The organism is Veillonella dispar, assembly GCF_937975875.1.
GTDB lineage: Bacteria > Bacillota > Negativicutes > Veillonellales > Veillonellaceae > Veillonella > Veillonella dispar_B.
The window spans coordinates 1-20,541 of record NZ_CALJSP010000121.1 but is presented as its reverse complement, the minus strand read 5'-3'; the positions used below and the strand labels follow the sequence as shown (position 1 = coordinate 20,541).

Below are 20,541 nucleotides of genomic sequence, written 5' to 3'. Positions count from 1 at the left end.
GTTTACGTTCGTTTTTGCGCCCGTTTTATGATATAGTATATAAGAAGGTGGGTGATAATATGCGTGAAACTAAATCCTTAGAATTTAAAGAATCGGTTACTAATACATTTTTAAAAACTGTAAGTGCTTATGCAAATTATGGAACAGGAATAATCCAGTTTGGAATAAAAGATAATGGGGAAGTTGTTGGGATAGATAATCCTAAAGAAGCATGTTTATCTATTGAAAATAAAATTAATGATAGTATTACACCGATTCCAAAATTTAATTTGGATATTGATGAAACTACTAATGTTATAACTTTGACAGTAGAGAAAGGTAAGGATACACCTTACTTTTATAATGGAAAATCATATAGACGTGGTGATAGTGCTTCAATACCAGTAGATACAATTGAATTGAAGCGATTAGTTATGGAGGGAGAGAATCTTTCATTTGATAGTTTAGTTTCTAAACGTCAAGATTTACAATTTACTGTATTAGAAGATGCTTGTAAATCTATTATGGGGATATCTGCATTAACTCGAGATTTACTAATTACCTTAGAATTATATCGGATGAATGAAGGATATACTATTGCTGGTGAGCTACTAGCAGATAAAAATTCATTTCCTGGTATAGATATGGCTCGTTTTGGTGAATCTATAAGTGTTTTCTTGGAAAGAAATACGATTGAACACACATCATTATTAAATTATTATAATGAAGCATTAATCATGTATCGACGTTACTATCAATATAGTGAAATAAAAGGATCATCTAGAAATCAATATGAACGTATACCTGAGACGGCATTTAGAGAGGCTATTGCTAATGCATTGGTTCATCGTGCTTGGGATATACCAGCTCATACTAAAATTTCTATGTTTGATGATTATATTGAAATTGTATCGCCTGGAGGGTTACCAAAAGGATTAGGAAAATCTCAATATTTAGAAGGTCAAATTTCTATCCTTAGAAATCCTATTATTGGGAATGTATTTTTTCGATTAGACATTATTGAGCGTTATGGTACTGGTATACAACGTATTCAAGAAGCTTATAGAAATAGTGTTATAAAACCACAATTTGATATTTCTGAAAACTCTATAAAAATCATTTTACCTGTCATTGAAGAAAATTTGGATAAATTAACAGCTGATGAAAAGAAAATATATGATGTTCTACAATTTAAGGCTTTGTCTTCTGGAAAAATAGTAGAGTATACTGGATTTGGAAAAACAAAGGTATTACAGATTGTTAATAAATTAGTGAAATCGGGTTTTTTAAGAAAACAAGGTTCAGGACGTGGTACTACATATATTATCAAGTAATTGTAGAATATAAATAATAAGAAAAAAGCGAACGTAAATTTTTACGTTCGCTTTTTGTTCGTTTTCGTTCGTTTATATTTCCTAAGCAGAGGAAATACTCTATATTTATTATTTATTTTTTCTTGATTGTATATAAACGTGTGCCGTTTTCTTCAGTCGTTACAAGTTCAAAGTTTGGATCTACCGCTTTTACAAAGGCTTCGAACCATGTTTGGTACGCCAAGGCCATGAACTTAGGGTCAACGCCCGCTGTACGCCAGTAGCCTGCTTGTAATCTGTGATCCCCAACCCATGTGAATTCATCAGGGCTTTCAGAAACAACTTGGTCACCACCGTCACAAGGCATGCCGTTTACGTAGAAGTTTTGCAATGCATTGTAAATAGCAGGTGCAGTGTGTTCCTCAAGATTGTCTTGCGCCACAACACCACATGCTTGACCTTGTACTGCAAATGCATCAAGAATAGCTGTTACTACATGTACGGCTTCATCGCCGGAGTTAGTATCGAGCAAATCTTTGATGAAAGCTGCTTCACGAACGGAAGCGATGTTGATTTGGTTGGACAACCAGCCATGGATATTGCCATGGTCGATGATGTTTTCTAGTGGAATGCTAGGGTTGATTGGCTCGCCGTATGTATCTACGGAAATGGAATGTAATTCCTCTGCCAAATCATCAACAACCTTAGTTGTTTTTTCTAAAATCAAGTTTTCACGCTCAACGAGCAATTGAATTTTACGATATAACCAGTAATGGATGTGACCTAAGAATGCGGACATATTAAGCTCCTTTTCGTGCAGTTTCTAATTTTTGAACTAAATCGTATACATTAACACCGTGAATTTCTGCAGCTTGCCACAATGGTTCAGCTGTAGAAGATGGGCAACCAAGGCAACCCATGCCGATGCTTTGTAATACAGGCACAACGTTTGGATATGTATCCACGATGTCGCGAATGATAGTGTCTGGTGTGATAGGAGCACCTGCTTCAAGGCGTGGTGCTTCTGGTTCAGGATCGTTACCATGACCAGGCAAGAACACAGCTGGTTCGTCAGATTTGCTTTCAGCTGGAGCACCTTCAAGGTCGCCCAATACAGCCGCTTTGAAAGCCTCTAAACCAATGCGGTCAATGAATTCGCCCATACGTTCAATTTGTGCGTTTTCTTTATAGTATGCAATGATACGATCTACTAATGCAAGAGCTTCTTTTTCAGTTGTTACCTCTGCGATGAGGTCGCCGATGCGTGGATGTGCACCGCCGCTACCACCAGCGTATACGTTCCAACCCTCTACAGTACCGATAATACCAACATCTTTCATGCGGCTTTCAGTACAAGAATTTAAACAACCGGACACGCCGATTTTCATTTTGCTTGGCATTTCTTGAGACAAATATTTGCGTTCAATTTGCATGCCAAGATGTACGCTATCTTGTTTAGCACGTTTACAGAATGTAGTACCTGGGCAGATTTTTACGCTGCGCACGCGGTTAGAAACAGTGTACGCTGGTTCCATGCCGAGCATTTCCCAAGCTTTATCTACGTCTTCTGCTTTCAAATTCGTAATCATAATGCGTTGGCTGCCAGTCAATTTAAGAACCGCGCCGAACTCATTCGCTACGTCGATATATTTTTGTAATTGTTCTGGTTGAATGAAACCTGCTGGAACGCGAGGTGTAATTGCATAACGGCGTTGGCCGTTTTTAATGCGTTGTAAATTTGCTGCGATTTGTGCCATTGTTAATCCTTTCTCGAGCCCTCTCTGCGGAGAATAGTGGCCTAAACTACTTAGTTAATCTATGTAATTCTTTATATGTAATCTATATACGCCGTTGGGTTTTGTGAAAGCTTCGCACGTATACGTACAGCGTGATGAGATCAACTAGGCGATGCCTCACCAAAACCCGGCGTAACGATCAGTACGGGTATTAAATACTGACCTGATGTTCCTAGTATAAACTATTTTAACATGTAATAATGTAACCTAAGCTACAAAAATGAAAAATTTCAATATTAATTATTAATAGCATATATGATTTATAATACTAGATATTATAAAATAATTTACCTAATTGGTAAATTGTATATTTACATTTGTATTTGAGAGAGTATAATAGAATTAACCTGCTAGGTAAATTATTATAAATGGCCATTTATATTGTATCAACCATTCACTATGATTTGAGAGAGTCGGTGACATATTGATGGAACGTTTCATGTAGTAGAGATTCAAGAAATTGTAGATTATCATTAGAATAGGAGATATACCTATGAAGATATATGAGAGTAAAACTTTTATTGCTATACCGCCTGGAATGACAATAAAAGAGGTTTTAGAAGATAGGCATATGACGCAAAAAGAATTAGCTACACGAATGGATATGAGTGAGAAGCACATCAGTAAGCTCATTAATGGTGAAGTCCCACTAACACAGGATGTGGCAATGCGTCTTGAACGGGTGTTTGGTGTAGACGCAAGTTTTTGGAATGGATTAGAAGCCAATTACAGAGAGAAGATATTAAAAGTAGAGTATGAAAACTCCATTGATGAAGAAATCAATTTTGCTAAGCCATTTGGTTATGTTAAATTAGCACGTTTAGGTATCGTGCCAGAAACCAAAAAGGCATCTGAGCAGGTCAATAATTTACAGAAGTTTTTTGAGGTAGCTTCTTTAAAAAATGTAGATAATGAAATGGTTATGCCCTTAGTGTATGAAAATATTAAGGATATGGAGCCAGTTAAAAAGAGTGCGATTTATACATTAGTACAAATCACGAAAGGACAGGCGCGTTTTGTGGAGGTCAATCCTTATGATGCGGAGTTACTAAGAAAATTTATACCTAAAATTGAGGACCTTAAGAGCGAACCATTAGCTAGTGTGAAAGAGCCTCTTAAGGATATGCTAGGAGCATGTGGTGTCATTATCGTATATTTGCCAATTCTTGATAATATAACCTCCACATGTATTACGTATTCCAAAGGAAACTCTATTGTTCTTGGTATACCAACGGAAGATACTGATGGTTTTTGGAAGTTATTAGGAGAAGCCCTACATAACTTGGTAGAACGAGATTATCAACGTAGTAATCGCAAATACCGTAACAATGATCCTGTAACTGTGGTGAATTATTGAGCCATATTTTGGTAAGTTTTTAAACACCTCTTTTTTGTAAGTTTGTAAGGGCTTATAGCACTTGTTAGAGGTTCCCATTAACGTAAGGACTTTCATAGTACGAGGATTCTTATCCTGTAACAAAATAGCGTATAATAGACATATAGAATATTACTGATATAGGAGATACAATGAAGGTTCTTTACGATACAATTTTGAAAGCAACATATACTGGTCGCCCGAACCGTTTTGTGGTGACCTTAGATTTGAATGGTGAAAGTGTACTCGCACATTTACCAAATCCTGGTCGAATGTGGGAGCTCTTATTCACCGGTGTAACGATGTACATCGTGCCTCACGATAAGCCTGATGCAAAGACCAAGTACCGCGTTGTGGGCATTGAGCGCGATGGTGTCGTAATTATGCTCGACACGAACTATAGTAACGATGTAGCGCAGCATTTGATTGAAAATAAGCTGATCCCTGGTTGGGAGGAATGGCGCGTTGTAAGACGAGAGTATACCGTTAAACTACATGGGACATCATCACGCTTTGATTTGCTCCTCACCAATGATAAGGGCGACGAGTTCTTGTTAGAGGTCAAGTCTTGTACGCTATTCTCTAAAACGGGTGCCATGTTTCCTGATGCCATAACAGAACGAGGTCGTAAGCATTTACTGCATTTAAAAGAATTGCAAAATGAAGGGTACCATACAGGGGTTCTATTCCTCGTGCAATGGGATAGAGCGCAGTGGTTCTTACCGGATTATCACACAGATTTAGAATTTGCTCGTACCTTTAAAGAGGTAGCCCCTTCTTTAGACTGGAAAGCCGTTGCTGTGACCTGGGATGAGACTTTCACCATGCCCACTGTAACACGAGAATGTTCCTATCCGAGTAGCATCCTCGACACAGAGGCTCACGATAGCGGCGTGTACGTGATGGTCATGCATCTTGACCACGATCTTGACCTTGAAATCGGCTCTAAAGGGATGATGCATTTTAAATCTGGCTACTATATGTACGTAGGCTCTGCAAAGGCGAACTTAACGAAACGCATTGAGCGCCATAAACGGAAACGCAAGAAAATGCACTGGCATCTAGATTACTTCCGCGGTTACTGTGAAATGATCGCAGGCCTGCCAATACGAACTAGCTGGGATGATGCGGAATGCGCTCTCGCTGATGCGGTACGTGGCGTTGCCGAATGGGACGTACCTAAATTTGGCTGCTCTGACTGTGACTGTAACAGCCACCTATTTGGGATGACGGAAAATCCTATTCATAACAAAGCATTTATGGATGTAATAGAAAACTATCGTATGAATAAATTGGATGCGCTAGTTAAGTGATTGTTGTTAATGGCGAATAACCGAAAATAGTATGGATGGGGCCCGAATACAAATATGCTAGATTGTTAAAAAAGGGATTCCCTTATCTCTTCGCTCCATAGTGACCTAAGTCGCTCATCAATAAGGGAAGCCCTTTTTTATTACGTTATATGTGAGTCCGTCCCATCCATACCTATGTTTTCTATTAACTAGTTGCTTCAACTATTAACAACAAAAGCACTTTTCCTTTCGCATGGGGCGAGGTCCCTGATGGGGAAAGGGTGTGAAGTAGAGTATCAACAATCAGCTGATGTTATCAATGATTGTGTCTGCATATTTGATATGAATACTTGATACAAATGGGGAAAAGAGAGAGGTGTGGTTGTGTATGCCTGTGTTTGTTAGGTTTGTGTTGTTGGTTTTTGTGTGTGTTTGTAGTGTTGTATTGGGTGGTTGTACTTCTTCGCGGTTAACGACGCTCGATGCTGAGCCGTATACGCCGGATGATGTAAAGGCAATGGTTGAGAAGCATTTTGCGTCGTATCATCCGCGTCTAGTGTTGCAGGCTTCTGAGGTTGTTACTACAAAGCCTTATAAGCACTATGAATATACGTTTTTTGATGAGAATAATGGCATTGTCTTTACTGCGCGTGCTTCTGTTGAGGTTCCTCAGTTGCCTATTCCTGGTGGTCAACGGGTTACGAACGCAGAGTATAGGTATGCAGAGGCTTATTTAGATCGCTTGAATATTGAGGTAGCACTGCTTGCTGCAAAGTATAGATTTCAGGTAGCTAATAATGAGGAGCGCAAAGCGCTAATGGATGCTAAGATTATGCGAAAAGAGGATAATAGTACGGTGCCTTTGTTTGAGGAAGGGGATTTTATATTTCTTAATCAAACATCGAATGGCGCAGGTGTCGTAGGTATGTTACGAGACATATATTCTCTATATAAACCTAATGGTGACGAGACCTTAGTAAGTAGCGTGTATGGCCGTAAGGTTAGCTTTTACTATTTACCAAATGGTGAAACAGACAAGAGCAAGGCTCTGTACCTAATAAGTTTTAAAATTAGAGGGCGGGAAGATTGGCGAGATACCTTAATGAGTGGTGTTGGTTATCAAGATAAGAGTTCTGAGCAGATTGAACGAGACATAATTACCGTTGTTGATCGGGAAATACAACAGGCTGTGCGAGGAAAATAGGTCAGGGAGAGGTGTATCTATGAAGCAGTTGATTAGGTATATATCATTAGTTGTTGTGTGTATTTGTACATTTTTATTGAGCGGTTGTTCTTTTGTGTGGACGACGGAGAATGGTGATCCTGCGACGCCAGAGGATATCAAGGCTAGTGTGGAAAAGGAGTTTGCTGTTGTTCATCCTAATCTTGTTCTCCAGTCCTCTGTAGTGGAACAGGAAAAACCGTTCCAGCGGAATGTGTATGTCTTTTATGATGAAAGCAACGGTTTTTCTTTCACTACGAATTCTGTGGTGCAACGCCCAACCTTACCGGTTCCAGGTGGTGAAAGATACACGAATGCTAATTTTGCCTATTCACAAGAGTATTTAATTCATTTGAACGCTGCTTTGGTGGAACGTGCTAAGCAACATGGCCTGCGAATGGCGACATATGAGGAAGTTTTAAAGCTAAAGAAATCTGAAGCAACACGTGTAGCAGGTACTAATCAGATACCTCTATTTAGATCCAATGAAATTATCTTTGTAGATAAGTCTGTAACGGGTGAAGATATTCTAACCTTTATGAAATCCATATATAGCGAATATAAACCGCAAGATAATCCAGCACTGTTACATCCTCGTGCTGATAGAAGCGTTGGTATTTACTATTTACCTAAAGAGGAAGCGGACAAAACAAAAGCCGAGTATTTGATAGGTTTTCGATTTATGGCAAGGAATGATTGGAAAGAAACTATGTTAACCGGAATTGGCAGTACTGGTAATGATACTTCAGGTGTGGAACGAGACTTTGTTAAGGTCTTGGACCATATGATATATCATGCAGCTCATTAAATAAGAAGCAGGAATAGCTTAGAAGTATGAAATAAAATGAGATATAAATATAGAGGGGAATTATATGACATCTTTAGAAAATGCGATTACAGGAAATGTTATTGTATATCAAGCAGAGAATGAATCTGTTTCCACGAATGTACTATTCAAAGATGAAACATTTTGGATGACACAAAAAGATATGGCAAAACTATTTGATGTTAATATACCTGCTATTAGTAAGCATCTGAAGAATATATTTGAAAGTGGAGAACTAGTTATATCAGCAGTTATTTCCAAAATGGAAACAACTGCTGAAGATGGTAAAATTTATCAAACTAATTTTTATAATCTTGATGCTATCATTGCGGTAGGATATCGAGTAAATAGCAAAAAGGCAACTCAATTTCGAATTTGGGCGACAGGAGTTTTACGGGAATATATTATCAAAGGTTTTGCTCTTGATGATGTTATGCTAAAGAATGGACGTTCATTTGGACACGATTATTTTAAAGAATTGCTACGAAGAGTCCGCTCAATTCGCGCTAGTGAACGACGCATATATCAACAAGTAACAGATATATTTGCTGCGTGTGCAATCGATTATGATGCACAATCACCTATTACTAGAGAATTTTTTGGAACGATACAGAATAAGTTTCATTATGCTATTACTGGTCAAACTGCTGCAGAGATCATTCATAGTCATGCAGATGCTACAAAGGATCATATGGGATTGACTACGTGGGAATCTGGACCGGAAGGGCGGATTTATAAAAAAGATGTAATTGTAGCCAAAAATTATTTATCCGTTGAAGAAATTGAACAACTTGAGCGAACGATATCCTCATTTTTTGATTATATAGAACGTATTATTGAACGACGTGAAACATTTACTATGAAAGCTTTTATTGAAAGTGTTGATAAGTTTTTAGATTTTAATGAGTATCAAATCTTAAGAAATAAAGGACTTATTTCTATGACACAAGCACAGAAGAAAGCTGTTAGTGAATATGAAGTATTTAATACACAGCAGAAGGTAATTTCTGATTTTGATAGATTTGTGAAAGAACACAGTTAATAATAAAGGGTTTATAGCCTTTAGCCCTCAAAAATGCTATAATATTATGATGTATTATAATCAGTGTTAGTAAAATGAGGTGAGATTGTGGCAGACCAACAATGGTCCCACGGGAATATTCATCCCGTTCAGATTGATAAAGAAATGAAGAACGCTTATATCGATTATGCGATGTCCGTAATCGTAATGCGTGCTCTTCCAGATGTGCGTGATGGCTTGAAACCAGTTCATCGTCGTATTTTGTACGCGATGCACGAAACAGGTATGACGCCAAATAAACCGTACAAGAAATCCGCTCGTATCGTCGGTGACGTGCTTGGTAAGTATCATCCACATGGTGATAGTTCCGTTTACGACGCGACTGTACGTTTGGCGCAAGATTTCAATACGCGCTACCTCTTGGTAGACGGCCACGGTAACTTTGGTTCCATCGACGGCGATAGTGCCGCTGCGATGCGTTATACCGAAGTACGTATGGCAAAAATTACGCAAGAAATGCTGGCTGATATCGACAAGGAAACTGTTGATTTCATGCCGAACTATGATGAAAGCTTGCAAGAACCAACAGTATTGCCAGCGAAGATCCCAAATCTTCTCATCAATGGTTCTAGCGGTATCGCCGTAGGGATGGCGACAAATATTCCGCCGCACAATCTTAATGAGGTATGTAATGGCCTTACCATGCTCATCGATAATCCAGAGGTAACTGTGGACGAATTGATGACGCAAATTAAAGGTCCAGACTTCCCGACTGGGGCGCTCATTTTGGGCCGGGAAGGCATTAAAAAAGCGTACTCCACAGGTCGTGGTAGCGTAAAAATGCGCGCTCGTGCAACCATTGAAGAAATGGCGAAGGGCAAGCATAAAATCGTAGTGACTGAGATTCCATACCAAGTTAACAAGGCTCGCGTTATTGAAACAATTGCGAACTTGAGCCGCGACAAGGTAATCGATGGTATCACAGCGCTTCGCGACGAATCTGACCGTCAAGGTATGCGTATCGTTATCGAATTGCGCGCTGACGTGCAACCAGATATCGTTCTTAACAAATTATATAAACACACTCAACTTCAAGAATCTTTCGGCGTGATTATGCTAGCCCTCGTGGATGGTCATCCTCGCGTATTGAATTTGAAAGAAGTATTGGGTTATTACTTAGATCATCGCCTCGATGTAATCGTACGCCGTACTCAATTCGAGCTTAATAAAGCAGAAGCACGTGCTCACATCTTGGAAGGCTTGTTGATTGCTCTCGACCACATCGATGAAGTTATCGCTACAATCCGCAGTTCCCAAACTGACGAAATCGCACGTAACGCATTGATGCAAAAATTCGGGCTTTCAGAAAAACAAGCAGTAGCCATCCTCGACATGCGTTTACGCCGTTTAACAGGCTTGGAACGCGAGAAAATCGAAGACGAATACAAGGAATTGTTGGCATTGATCGAAGATTTGAAAGCTATCTTGGCTAGCGAAGCGCGTCAACGTCAAATCATCAAAGACGAACTGGATGATATGAAGAAGAAATACGGCGATCCTCGTCGTTCTGAAATCACAATCGATACGTCCGACCTTGATGTAGAAGACCTCATCGCTGACGAAGAGATGGTTATTACCTTGACTAAACAAGGTTATATCAAACGGATGAACGCGAACGTATATCGCAACCAACATAAAGGTGGCGCTGGCGTTATCGGCATGAAGACGAAGGAAGATGACTATGTAACGCAAATTATGCATGTTCGTACGCATAATACATTGTTGTTCTTCACGTCCACCGGCCGTACATATCGCCTCAAAGCATACGAAGTGCCAGAAGCAGGTTCCCGTAACTCTCGCGGTACCGCTATGGTTAACGTATTGCCACTCGCTGTAGGTGAATCTGTTACAACTATGATCGACCTTGAACGTATCCATGAAGATGTAAACTTATTCATGGTTACTGAGTTCGGTGTTGTAAAACGTACAGCTATCGAAGAATACCGCAACATTCGTCGTTCTGGCCTCAACGCTATCAACCTCGACGAAGGGGATCACTTGATTTCCGTCAACGTAACGACTGGCAACCAAGATATCTTGATCGGTACTAAATTGGGTATCGCTATTCGTTTCAGTGAAAGCGACGTACGTCTCATGAAACGTGCGGCTCACGGTGTACGCGGTATTAAACTCAATACTGGCGACGTAGTGGTAGGCGCAGGTGTTCTTAATGCTGATGAAAGCGAAGCGCAAGTGTTTACGATCTCCGAAGAAGGTTTCGGTAAACGCAATGATGCGGAAGCTTACACATTGCAAAAACGCGGTGGTAAAGGCTCTAAGAACTTCAAGATTACGAACAAAACAGGTGACGTAGTTGCCGTAGAGGTAGTTCATAACGATGATGAAGTTATGCTTATCTCTGAACAAGGCAAAATCATCCGCTTCAACATGAACGATATTGCTGTGAAGAAAGGCAAAGCTATTTCTGGTGTGAAAACACAAAATCTCGACGAAGGTGATAAAGTAGCTAGTATTGCTGTTATTCCAGGTGCTGAAATCGAAGACGAAGAAGCAGAATAATTTGTATTAATAGTATATGTAAGAAACTATGGGCGGCCATCTTAGATGGTCGTCTCTAGCGTTAAGGAGTTTAGATATGAAAAAATGGTTAGCTGCTATGTTTGCAGCAGGGGTTTTATTCTTAGGCGGCTTTGGTCAAGCTAGTGCTGCTGATTGGTACTATATCGATGCTGACGCAGATGATGCAGCATGGTTCATCGATAATGCATCTGTATACAAAACAGATGATGCGGCTACAGTACTTGTTAAAATTAACAATGTAGAAGGTTTCACATACATCTACACAGTACGCATTGACCGTAAAGAAAAAACATGGACAGAACTTGATACAACAGTATACAGCGCTGCAGGCGTAGCGTTATTGTCCAGCAAAGAAGCACAAAAACCTACAAAAATTGAAGACGATACCATGGGTGCGGAAGTTATGAAGGCCCTATGGGGTAAATAATCCAACAATTTAATAGAAGCTGATATTCGCTCTGTCTATTTAGATACTCAGAACGTATAAGTAGCCCCGAACTATCCTGAAAGCCTCCATAGTGACCGAAGTCGTTTTCAGAACAGTTCGGGGCTTTCTATGTTTTGTTGACCTTACAGCGCGAATATCAGTCATCAAATACGTTATATTATCAAAGCCCAAAGGACTCAGCACATCGTCCTTAATAGATTTATATTAATTATGCAGTTTATAGAGTTTTTATTAGTAATATGCAATTATGGTGTTATAATGAAGGCGTAGGGAATTTATGGTATGCAGATTGCATAGTTATTTGAATTTTATAGTCAGGAGAGAATAGTTATGAAAAAATGGTTTGCTTGTTTAGCGGTAGCCGGTTTATTGTTTAGTGCTGGTGTGGGCGTATCTCATGCTGAAAGTTGGTATGCTCTTGATACAGATCAATATGGTCGTACTGGTTATATCGACAATGACTCTGTTGATAAAAACGATGCTCGTGCTACATTGCGCTTGAAGATTGTAGATCCAAATGGAGATCACTCTATTTACACAATGACATTCAACCGTGCTGATAAAACAGTACAGCTCATTGATGTTGCTACATATAACCCTCAAGGCTATATGATTGGCTCTGAAACATTGGCAAATACAAAAGTACAAATACAAGAAGGAAGTAATCTAGATCGCGTGTATCACTTGATTTGGTAAATTTCCTCTTCGGTTATGAACGGGTGGATATATCTCTTCGGTCTCCATAGTGACCTAAGTCGCCCTTAGAGATATATCCACCCGTTTTCTCATTTCCTAATGAGGAAATCTTTCCAAAACTGCGTTTGGGAGTAGTTACCTAAGTCGGTCTCAAAGAGATAGAACTCTTTCTGTACGTATGATTAAATATATCCAAATTATTTATTCCCTTATTTTATGGTCTAAAATAAGGGAATAAGTATTTTGGGTAAGGGAATATTTAGTTTATGAGGTCCTAATGATTGAGCACGTTTGTCTTTCATAAAATATTTATTTTTATCGAATATACTAGATTTCATATTCTTGTATTTAATTCGAGAGGTAAAAATATGAAAAAAACATTGGCAGCTGTTTTGGCAGCAGGCGCTTTATTCATTGGTGGTATTGGTAGTGTTGATGCGGCAAATTGGTATACTGTTGGTACTGATAGTAATGGTATCACTTGGTCTATCGACAACGATTCTGTTAAAAAAGATGACAAAAAAGCTACTTTGGACATCAAAGCCATGGACTACGAAGGTTACCACTATATCGTAACTGAAGAGTTCAACCACAAAAAACGCGAAGTAAAAGACGTTAAGGTAACTCTTTATAACCCACAAGGTTATGTTGTGAAAGAAGAACAACCTAACAAATCTACTCGTAAGGTTGAACAAGGCACTCCTGCATACGCTGTGTACACACTTATCTGGGGTGACAAATAATCTGATCCGCAGAGGGTTATGATTCTTTGTGAAAGCTTCACACACGCACGTTCTCATGAGAGGGCGTGCGTTTTTTTATTTAAATTGACGCGCGTTTTTCTTTTGTTTTAATTCCCTAAAAGTTGGTGAACTATTTACCCGTTCGTGGTACAATGGGAATATTATTACGCATTTATGTAATTTCAATCTTATTGAAATATACTCACCTACAATATCATGTAGAATGTCACTCACAATGTTATGGGCAATAGTATGGTATCTAGAGAGGGATGATGGACCATAATTTTGCACTAAAGTGTAACATTTCTACATAGTATAAACTTTCACCATAGCGTATACTAAAGGTAAGATGTGGAAGTACGCCTTGAGCACAGTGCTCTGTAGTTTGGCCGATGTTTCCCAAAAGGTTTGATAGTTTTAGTTTGTTAGAGGAGGTCCTCATGTCTCAATACGAATTTATCGATAAACGTGTGCCGATTGCATTAGACAATCCATCCATTTATCACGACATTTCCAAGTGTAAAAACTGTACGTTATGCCGTCGCGCTTGTGCGGACGTAATGAGCGTACTCGACTACTATGATCTTGATGCAAACGGTGACGTGCCTGTATGTATCCACTGTGGTCAATGTGCGGCTGCATGTCCATTCGACTCCATGCATGCTAAATCCGAGCTTGAAAAGGTGAAAGCAGCGCTTGCAGATCCTGAAAAAATCGTTGTTATTCAAACAGCTCCAGCTGTTCGTGTAGCTATCGGTGAAGGCTTCGGCTACGAACCAGGTACATTCCTTGAAGGTAAAATGGTTGGAGCTTTGCGCGCACTTGGTGCAGACTATGTAGTAGACACTAACTTCGGTGCAGACTTAACGATTATGGAAGAAGCATCTGAGCTTGTAGAACGCCTTAAAACTGGCGGTCAAATTCCTCAGTTTACAAGCTGCTGCCCAGCGTGGGTACGCTTTGCGGAAATCTACTTCCCTGAATTGATTCCTAACTTGTCTTCCACACGTTCTTGTATCGCTATGGAAGCGGCTATGATTAAAACATACTTTGCTGAGAAAAAAGGCATTAATCCTAGCAACATCGTATCTGTATCTGTAAACCCTTGTACGGCAAAAAAAGCAGAAACAAAACGGGAAGAAGAAAATGCAGCGGCTCGTTACCACAATGACGAATCCCTTGGCATGGATACAGACATTTCTATTACCACACGTGAGTTCATCCGTTGGATCCAAGAGGAAAACCTCGACTTCAATGCTATTGAAGAGTCCCAATTCGATGACTTAATCGGTATGGAAACTGGTGCATCTATCATCTTCGGTAACACTGGTGGTGTTATGGAAGCAGCTATGCGTACGGCGTATAAGCTCATTACTGACAAAGAGCCACCTCCATATGCTTTGACACACCTCGAAGACGTTCGTGGTATGGAAGGCGTTAAAGAGGCAACTGTTCAATTAGGTGATGACGTTACATTGTCCGTTGCTGTAGTACATGGCGGTAAAAATACACGTGACTTCCTTAACGCGTTGAAAGACAGCGACAAACACTATGACTTCATCGAAGTTATGGCGTGCCCAGGTGGTTGTATTGGTGGCGGCGGTCAACCACGCACTAAATTGCCTCAAGCTGTGAAAACTAAGGAAGCTCGTATCGGTGGTCTTTACGAAGCCGATGCTAACTACAAATGGGTTGCTTCCTATGAAAACGAAGAAATCCAAACGTTATACAAAGACTTCTTAGGCGAACCATTGGGCCACAAGGCGCACGAATTATTGCATACACACTACACAGACCGCAGCGCGGTTCTTGGTGATCGCAAAGACGTAACACCTGAAACATGCCCAACATCCCCTAAATATAAAGGCTAATCCTATTACAAATTAGCTAATTTACTCAGTACGAGTTGTTTCGAATGTATTCTGGCGATGAATACATCGATACATTAGCGTGGCTAGACTGGTATATGAGTAACTAACTGAACAGAAATAAATCCTACGGGTCATGAGTGACTTGATACTTATGTAGATATTGACTACTGAGTGTCACCTTACATGCGATTCGTAGGATTTTTATGTATAACCTTCTTATAGTTTTATATATGTTATATGTATGAATTACCTTTTATATTAATTGTTACTACTACTTTATAACTTTATTATGATAAATTGATATAGAAAACTAGCTTTCACATGAGGAAAAGATGAATTATATAGTGTATAATATATAGAAAGGTAACATGTAAGAGAGTATTACAAGGAGTTTTGTGGAGAGATGAACTTGTTTTTACGGCGTGCCCTATGTGGCATGGCCTTGATTGTCGCCGCCATCGGTACTGCGGGATGCCAGCATGAGAGTCAGGCAGAGCAGGAAGAGGTACGCACTGTGTCGTATCGGGCCATCATGCAATCAGATAAGCCTGTCCCTGAGAAGGTAAATACCTGGCTCGGGGCTATGTCTCAAGAGGACAAGATAGGTCAGCTGATGATGATTAGCCTTCATGGCAGCACGGTAGGACAGTCCCAAAAGGACGTCATCAGGAAATATCGTGTGAGCGGCGTTATGCTAACCAATGAAAATCTAAATAATAAAAACCAGGTGAAAGCTTTCACAAACGACATCATGCAAACGGCTACGACGGCGAGCATGGTTACGCCATATATAGCGATTAATCGGGATAAGGTGTTGCGTTCTAATGAAAGTTTCTTGCGTTTGCCAGAGCCAAATCGGTGGGGCCAATTACCGATGGAACGGATTATCAATTTAGCGACCAGATCGGCTATTGAGATGCGCGATATGGGCTTCAACCTTGTCATCGGGCCGAATGCGAATCTTGGGATTCCTAATGTGTCCTATACATCTGACCCTACTTGGGCAGGGCATATGGACCTTGCCATGGCGGAGCGGTACCAAATCAACAAAATGTGGTTTGGTTACAATTACTTCCCAACGGTGAGCCTCGGCGATGCATCCTTTGAGACAGCTAATGATGCGAAAGCATACCTCAACACTACGGATGTAGCTGTATTCAAGCGTCTTATTACACAGACGACGGCGAATACGTATATGCTCGTTATGAGTCATGTGCAAATTCCGGCTATCGACAATGCACACTTGGCCAGCACTTCTAAGGCGATTATCACGGATTGGTTACGGCATGAGCTTGGCTATAATGGAGTGGTCATGACAGACCGTGTCGACGTAGGCGCCTTGCAAGCAAACCAAAAAATAGGGGACTTTGCGGTAGAATCCATCGTGGCGGGCAGTGATCTCGTCCTCCTTGATGCGGACACAGTTCACATTGATGAAGTCCATCGAGCATTAACCCAAGCCGTGGCGAATGGAACGATTACCAATGATCGCCTCAATGATGCAGTTAAGCATATTCTACTCATGAAGATGCAAACGCAAATGCAACAATAATGTTAGGAACGTCCTCGCAAATATCGTCCATAAACAAAACTATTACATATACATATACATACAGATATACATATAAACATGACGTGCTTATCTTAGATAGGCACGTCTTTTTTTATACTTTCCTCTGTATAGTTATATTGAATTTACAACTGTATAAAATGTAGTAAATATGGGAACTTTCACAAATGTATGGGTAAAAAGTAAACCATTAAATAAGTATATTTTATGCGTAAAAAATTTAACATAATCAAAAGTCATGTTAATAATATGAAAATAAGTTTAAATTTGTTTTAAATTTATGATATAATAATCTCCATAGAATGTTGGAGGTGAGAGTATATGAATTTTGTGGGACGTGCTGAGATTATTGAGAGTATCCAGTCCCGTATTGCGATGAATCAAATGAGTTTGTGTGTTGTTTACGGTCCGCATCGCAGTGGCAAATCCTATGTGGCTTCCCAGCTTGTACGACGTCATAAGGCGTTATACTTGGCAGGTCGCATGGCTAATGAAGCAATCCATGTAGCCGATATGAATCGAGCTCTTGAGGCACGTTTTGTTCCTACCAATGAGCAGGACAAATTCGAACCGATCACTAGCTTGCAAGAGGCTTTTGAGGGTCTATTTGAAAGCAGTGTGAAAATGCCTCAGACTGTGGTGATTGATGATTACCCTTCCTTGGTGGAGGCTGTGCCTCAGTTTCCCATATATTTGCGTGATTTGTTAGATGCCTATAAAGAAACGAGCCAGTTGAACATCATTTTGATGGCTAATGGTTTAGAACAGCTCGATGGTCGTATCATTGGCGATCGCAGTCTAATCGGTCCCTATGTGTCGGAATATTTTGAGGTGAAACCGTTCTCCTTGGTGGATATGAAATCCTTGGGCCTTCACTATGCTAAAGATGACTTGCGTACCGTATTCGCCGTAACAGGCGGTCTACCTGCGTATGTGCAGTACTTTGATAATGGTGAAAGCATCGATACGAATATCATTAATTTGTTCTTCTCTGTATCGGGTGCCCTATTTGAAGAAACACAACATATCTTACACAGAGATATGAAAAATATAACAGGTGCTAACGCTATCCTGTCTGGCCTTGCTACCCTTGAAAGACCATACTACGTGGAGCTTTTACAAGCTAGCCAAATTAAAAGCGGCACCTTTACATCTCGTTTAAATGACCTCATGGCGATGGGCCTTGTAGGTCGTATCCAAGCGAATAGCCGTGGTCCTGCGAAATACGCTGATTACCACTTCACCAATAGCATGTTCCATTTCTGGTACCGCTATGTGTATAAATACTGGGGCGACATCGTGCGTGGCAACGGTGCAGACGTGTATCAAACCTACGTAAAACCACAACTGAAAGACTTTGTGGAAGCCTCTTGTATTGCAATTTAATCAGACAATTTAATCAGACACCACACTTCCTCTGTGGTGTCTTTTTGTGTTGTCTATTTATTTTGCCGTAGCGTTCTTTTGAATCTTATTTATGTGTCATATGCTTTTGAATTTTATTTATGTGTCACATTATTTTGATTATATTTCATTTTCAGCAATTATCTATCTAGATGTATAGTTATGACCTTTTATGGATAGAAATTAATGTTAGAATGTAACAGAATATGAGGAAATTTAAAAGAATTGCCAATTTGTCAAAATCTCCGATCCACGCTATTGTGTAGATAAGCGCTATGCCATGGCAGGAAAGGGGATTTATGTTATACACAAACGAAGAACCGTTAGTACAACGAACCTGTATTAAAACTGCAAGCTTACAATCTGAAGAAATATCTTCAAAGGGAACAGCTTCCAAAGAAGTACTTTCTAAGAGACCTTCTTCTAAGGAACTAGAATCTGAAACGATACCGCCTAAGGAACCAGAGTACAAGGTGCCAGAGGAGTTGAAATTACAGACTCTCATCTGTGGTCATCAGGTCTTAACGTCCTTATCGGATAAGAGCCTCGTGTCGATTTGTCAAAATCCGAATATGCGGATTCAAACGGTTGGGTACCAGCCGTGGTCCGCTGATGAGCTGCGCCATGATGCGGCTCAAATCGAGCTCTGTCGCAGGTATCGACCGCTCATCTTACACTATACGAATAAGACGGGGAACCGCGAGTTCCGTGAAGACCTAGAGAGCTATCTGTGGGCCATCCTATTGGAATCGATTTATAGCTTTGATTTGAAAGGCTCCGTACCATTTCCTGGCTTTGTGAAAGCTGGTGTTAGGTATGGTTACATGCGGTATTGGAAGCGGGAGCGGTTGCGTAATCATCGTGAGATTCATATACCAGACCGCATCACCGATGATGGCGAGGTAGCTGTTGGCATGGATATCTTTTCATCTGGAGAAAATATAGCAGACATGATCATGACGGCCGATGAGGAACAACGACTTAGGGCTCGCCTCGTATGGGCTCTCGGTAGATTATCTCCAGATCAACAAGATCTATTACGCCGCGTGTACGGTGATTGTAAAAGCCTCGTATCCGTCAGTGAAGAACTGAATTGTAGCCGTCAAGCTATCCAACGGCGCCATGAACGAGCCTTGCGGAAGCTGCGTAGATACTTGACGACAGACTTTAAGAAACTACGAGTACACTAATACGAATGCAATAAGCCTATACATTCATTAGAGATATATATGTTTTAGAGCTGTGCACGTATTAGAGTTATATACATATGAGATTCTTAGAACTCTGAATTGATTAGAATATGGAGTGTAACCATATGAGTATTAGTCTATTAGAGTCTAGTTCGTATTAGGTTACTATGTGTTAATATAATTTAATTTCTTATTTATATTCTGATTTTTGTATAATTACGTTAATCGCGATTAACAGATATACATAAAATATGCAATTCTCAATTTAAATGAGAAAATAATGACACATAAAGGTATATATTACTTTTACAAGATCATAAAGTCTTTAATTATACATAAATTTCTATAGTTTTGTGTATATATTTACAAATTATACAGTGTGATATACAATTAAACCAACAGCAGATTAAAGCATGCGAATCTGCTTTCACAGAACACGTGTTCATTGTATTGTTGAAAGGAATGTTCCTAAGTTGAGGGGAGAGAATTCCTATGATGACATGTAATGAAGTACCAGTAGCGGTGGCCACTTGGCTATCTAAGGGAGAGAATTTGGATTTGATCTATACGAATCCGAAGAATCATATTGTTTGTTTTATTCCTACCTATGAACCTGGCGGCGGTGACAGTACGATGTGCTATTTCGTAGATGGCCGTCAAGAATTGGTACATCTGCCAATTCGTACCATCCTGCGAGAACTGGCCTTACAAGAAGGGTTGAGGCCAAATTACATCATGACTAGCGATGGTCGGCGCAGCAGCTATACGGCGCCTAAGACCTATGGCCCGCATTTGACCTTTGGACATATTAAATGTCGGCGCCCTATCGGCAAGGACGTGGTGTACGGACTCTTTAATGTGGCGATACCGTATCAGTACATTGTCACCGATGGCCCTGATCCAGATACGAGCTACATTCACGTGGGCGACTTTAAACCTATTTTGGTGTACCAAGCCCCACACCACGTGAAACACAAGCTGAACGAAGCTATGCTAGAACACTGCAACTACGTGCGCAAAATGCTAGCTCGCATCAAACTCAGCCAAAACCCACAAGTCGTGGCCGAACTATTTATCGCCTGGAGAGACCTAACAAGATAAAACGTTAGGGGGGAAGAGAAGAAAAAGTAGGGGAGATGAAGTAATACAAGGGGAGATAATGTAATAGGGGGAGAGAATGAGAGGAGGAACTAT

Annotated in this window: 18 protein-coding genes; 15 read left to right on the top strand and 3 right to left on the bottom strand. The window is 40.1% G+C overall.

Features of this window, described 5'->3' with window-relative positions; all coding sequences use genetic code 11:
* Positions 1-1,313: ATP-binding protein (locus Q7P05_RS05800; RefSeq protein WP_303931020.1), on the top strand; the 1,313-nt coding region annotated here is incomplete at its 5' end.
* 112 nt (positions 1,314-1,425) lie between these two features.
* Here the strand turns inward: Q7P05_RS05800 and Q7P05_RS05795 are convergent.
* Positions 1,426-2,091, bottom strand: a complete 666-nt coding sequence (locus tag Q7P05_RS05795; RefSeq protein ID WP_195186118.1) for a hypothetical protein — start codon at positions 2,089-2,091, stop codon at positions 1,426-1,428.
* A 1-nt stretch (position 2,092) separates the two neighbouring features.
* Complete coding sequence (locus tag Q7P05_RS05790; protein ID WP_105089976.1) at positions 2,093-3,049, bottom strand: DUF1858 domain-containing protein; 957 nt, start codon at positions 3,047-3,049, stop codon at positions 2,093-2,095.
* A 532-nt stretch (positions 3,050-3,581) separates the two neighbouring features.
* Between Q7P05_RS05790 and Q7P05_RS05785 the strand changes: the two genes are divergently transcribed.
* The 9 genes from Q7P05_RS05785 (at position 3,582) to Q7P05_RS05745 (ending at position 13,312) form a co-directional block, all read left to right on the top strand.
* Positions 3,582-4,445: a HigA family addiction module antitoxin gene (locus Q7P05_RS05785; RefSeq protein WP_303931017.1), complete on the top strand. Its 864-nt coding sequence runs from the start codon at positions 3,582-3,584 to the stop codon at positions 4,443-4,445.
* Positions 4,446-4,615: 170 nt separating this feature from the next.
* Positions 4,616-5,776 (top strand): DNA/RNA nuclease SfsA, encoded by a 1,161-nt coding sequence (gene sfsA / locus Q7P05_RS05780; RefSeq protein ID WP_303931015.1) that lies wholly within the window; start codon positions 4,616-4,618, stop codon positions 5,774-5,776.
* Positions 5,777-6,179: 403 nt separating this feature from the next.
* Positions 6,180-6,959, top strand: a complete 780-nt coding sequence (locus tag Q7P05_RS05775) for a hypothetical protein (protein WP_298631806.1) — start codon at positions 6,180-6,182, stop codon at positions 6,957-6,959.
* A gap of 19 nt (positions 6,960-6,978) precedes the next feature.
* A complete protein-coding gene (locus Q7P05_RS05770; protein ID WP_303883708.1) occupies positions 6,979-7,785 on the top strand; it encodes a hypothetical protein in 807 nt (268 codons plus the stop codon).
* 64 nt (positions 7,786-7,849) lie between these two features.
* The gene (locus tag Q7P05_RS05765; protein WP_295793727.1) at positions 7,850-8,845 is read left to right on the top strand and encodes a virulence RhuM family protein; all 996 of its coding nucleotides are present in this window, start codon (positions 7,850-7,852) and stop codon (positions 8,843-8,845) included.
* 87 nt (positions 8,846-8,932) lie between these two features.
* Positions 8,933-11,404: a DNA gyrase subunit A gene (gene gyrA, locus Q7P05_RS05760; protein ID WP_303931014.1), complete on the top strand. Its 2,472-nt coding sequence runs from the start codon at positions 8,933-8,935 to the stop codon at positions 11,402-11,404.
* Between the two features lie 76 nt (positions 11,405-11,480).
* A complete protein-coding gene (locus tag Q7P05_RS05755) occupies positions 11,481-11,852 on the top strand; it encodes a hypothetical protein (RefSeq protein WP_039968827.1) in 372 nt (123 codons plus the stop codon).
* A gap of 351 nt (positions 11,853-12,203) precedes the next feature.
* A complete protein-coding gene (locus tag Q7P05_RS05750; protein ID WP_303931011.1) occupies positions 12,204-12,569 on the top strand; it encodes a hypothetical protein in 366 nt (121 codons plus the stop codon).
* A 368-nt stretch (positions 12,570-12,937) separates the two neighbouring features.
* On the top strand, positions 12,938-13,312 hold the full coding sequence (locus Q7P05_RS05745) for a hypothetical protein (protein WP_005384879.1): 375 nt from the start codon (positions 12,938-12,940) through the stop codon (positions 13,310-13,312).
* Between the two features lie 259 nt (positions 13,313-13,571).
* Here the strand turns inward: Q7P05_RS05745 and Q7P05_RS05740 are convergent, their stop codons facing one another.
* On the bottom strand, positions 13,572-13,715 hold the full coding sequence (locus Q7P05_RS05740) for a hypothetical protein (RefSeq protein WP_303931010.1): 144 nt from the start codon (positions 13,713-13,715) through the stop codon (positions 13,572-13,574).
* A gap of 37 nt (positions 13,716-13,752) precedes the next feature.
* Between Q7P05_RS05740 and Q7P05_RS05735 the strand changes: the two genes are divergently transcribed.
* From Q7P05_RS05735 to Q7P05_RS05715, 5 genes are all read left to right on the top strand, one after another.
* Complete coding sequence (locus Q7P05_RS05735) at positions 13,753-15,183, top strand: [FeFe] hydrogenase, group A (RefSeq protein ID WP_303931008.1); 1,431 nt, start codon at positions 13,753-13,755, stop codon at positions 15,181-15,183.
* A 403-nt stretch (positions 15,184-15,586) separates the two neighbouring features.
* On the top strand, positions 15,587-16,735 hold the full coding sequence (locus tag Q7P05_RS05730; RefSeq protein ID WP_303931007.1) for a glycoside hydrolase family 3 N-terminal domain-containing protein: 1,149 nt from the start codon (positions 15,587-15,589) through the stop codon (positions 16,733-16,735).
* A 339-nt stretch (positions 16,736-17,074) separates the two neighbouring features.
* Entirely contained in the window at positions 17,075-18,139 is a 1,065-nt protein-coding gene (locus tag Q7P05_RS05725; RefSeq protein ID WP_303931005.1) for an ATP-binding protein, read from the top strand.
* A 317-nt stretch (positions 18,140-18,456) separates the two neighbouring features.
* The gene (locus Q7P05_RS05720) at positions 18,457-19,347 is read left to right on the top strand and encodes a sigma-70 family RNA polymerase sigma factor (RefSeq protein ID WP_303931004.1); all 891 of its coding nucleotides are present in this window, start codon (positions 18,457-18,459) and stop codon (positions 19,345-19,347) included.
* Between the two features lie 492 nt (positions 19,348-19,839).
* Positions 19,840-20,448: a hypothetical protein gene (locus Q7P05_RS05715; RefSeq protein ID WP_039968834.1), complete on the top strand. Its 609-nt coding sequence runs from the start codon at positions 19,840-19,842 to the stop codon at positions 20,446-20,448.
* Positions 20,449-20,541: the final 93 nt, after the last annotated feature.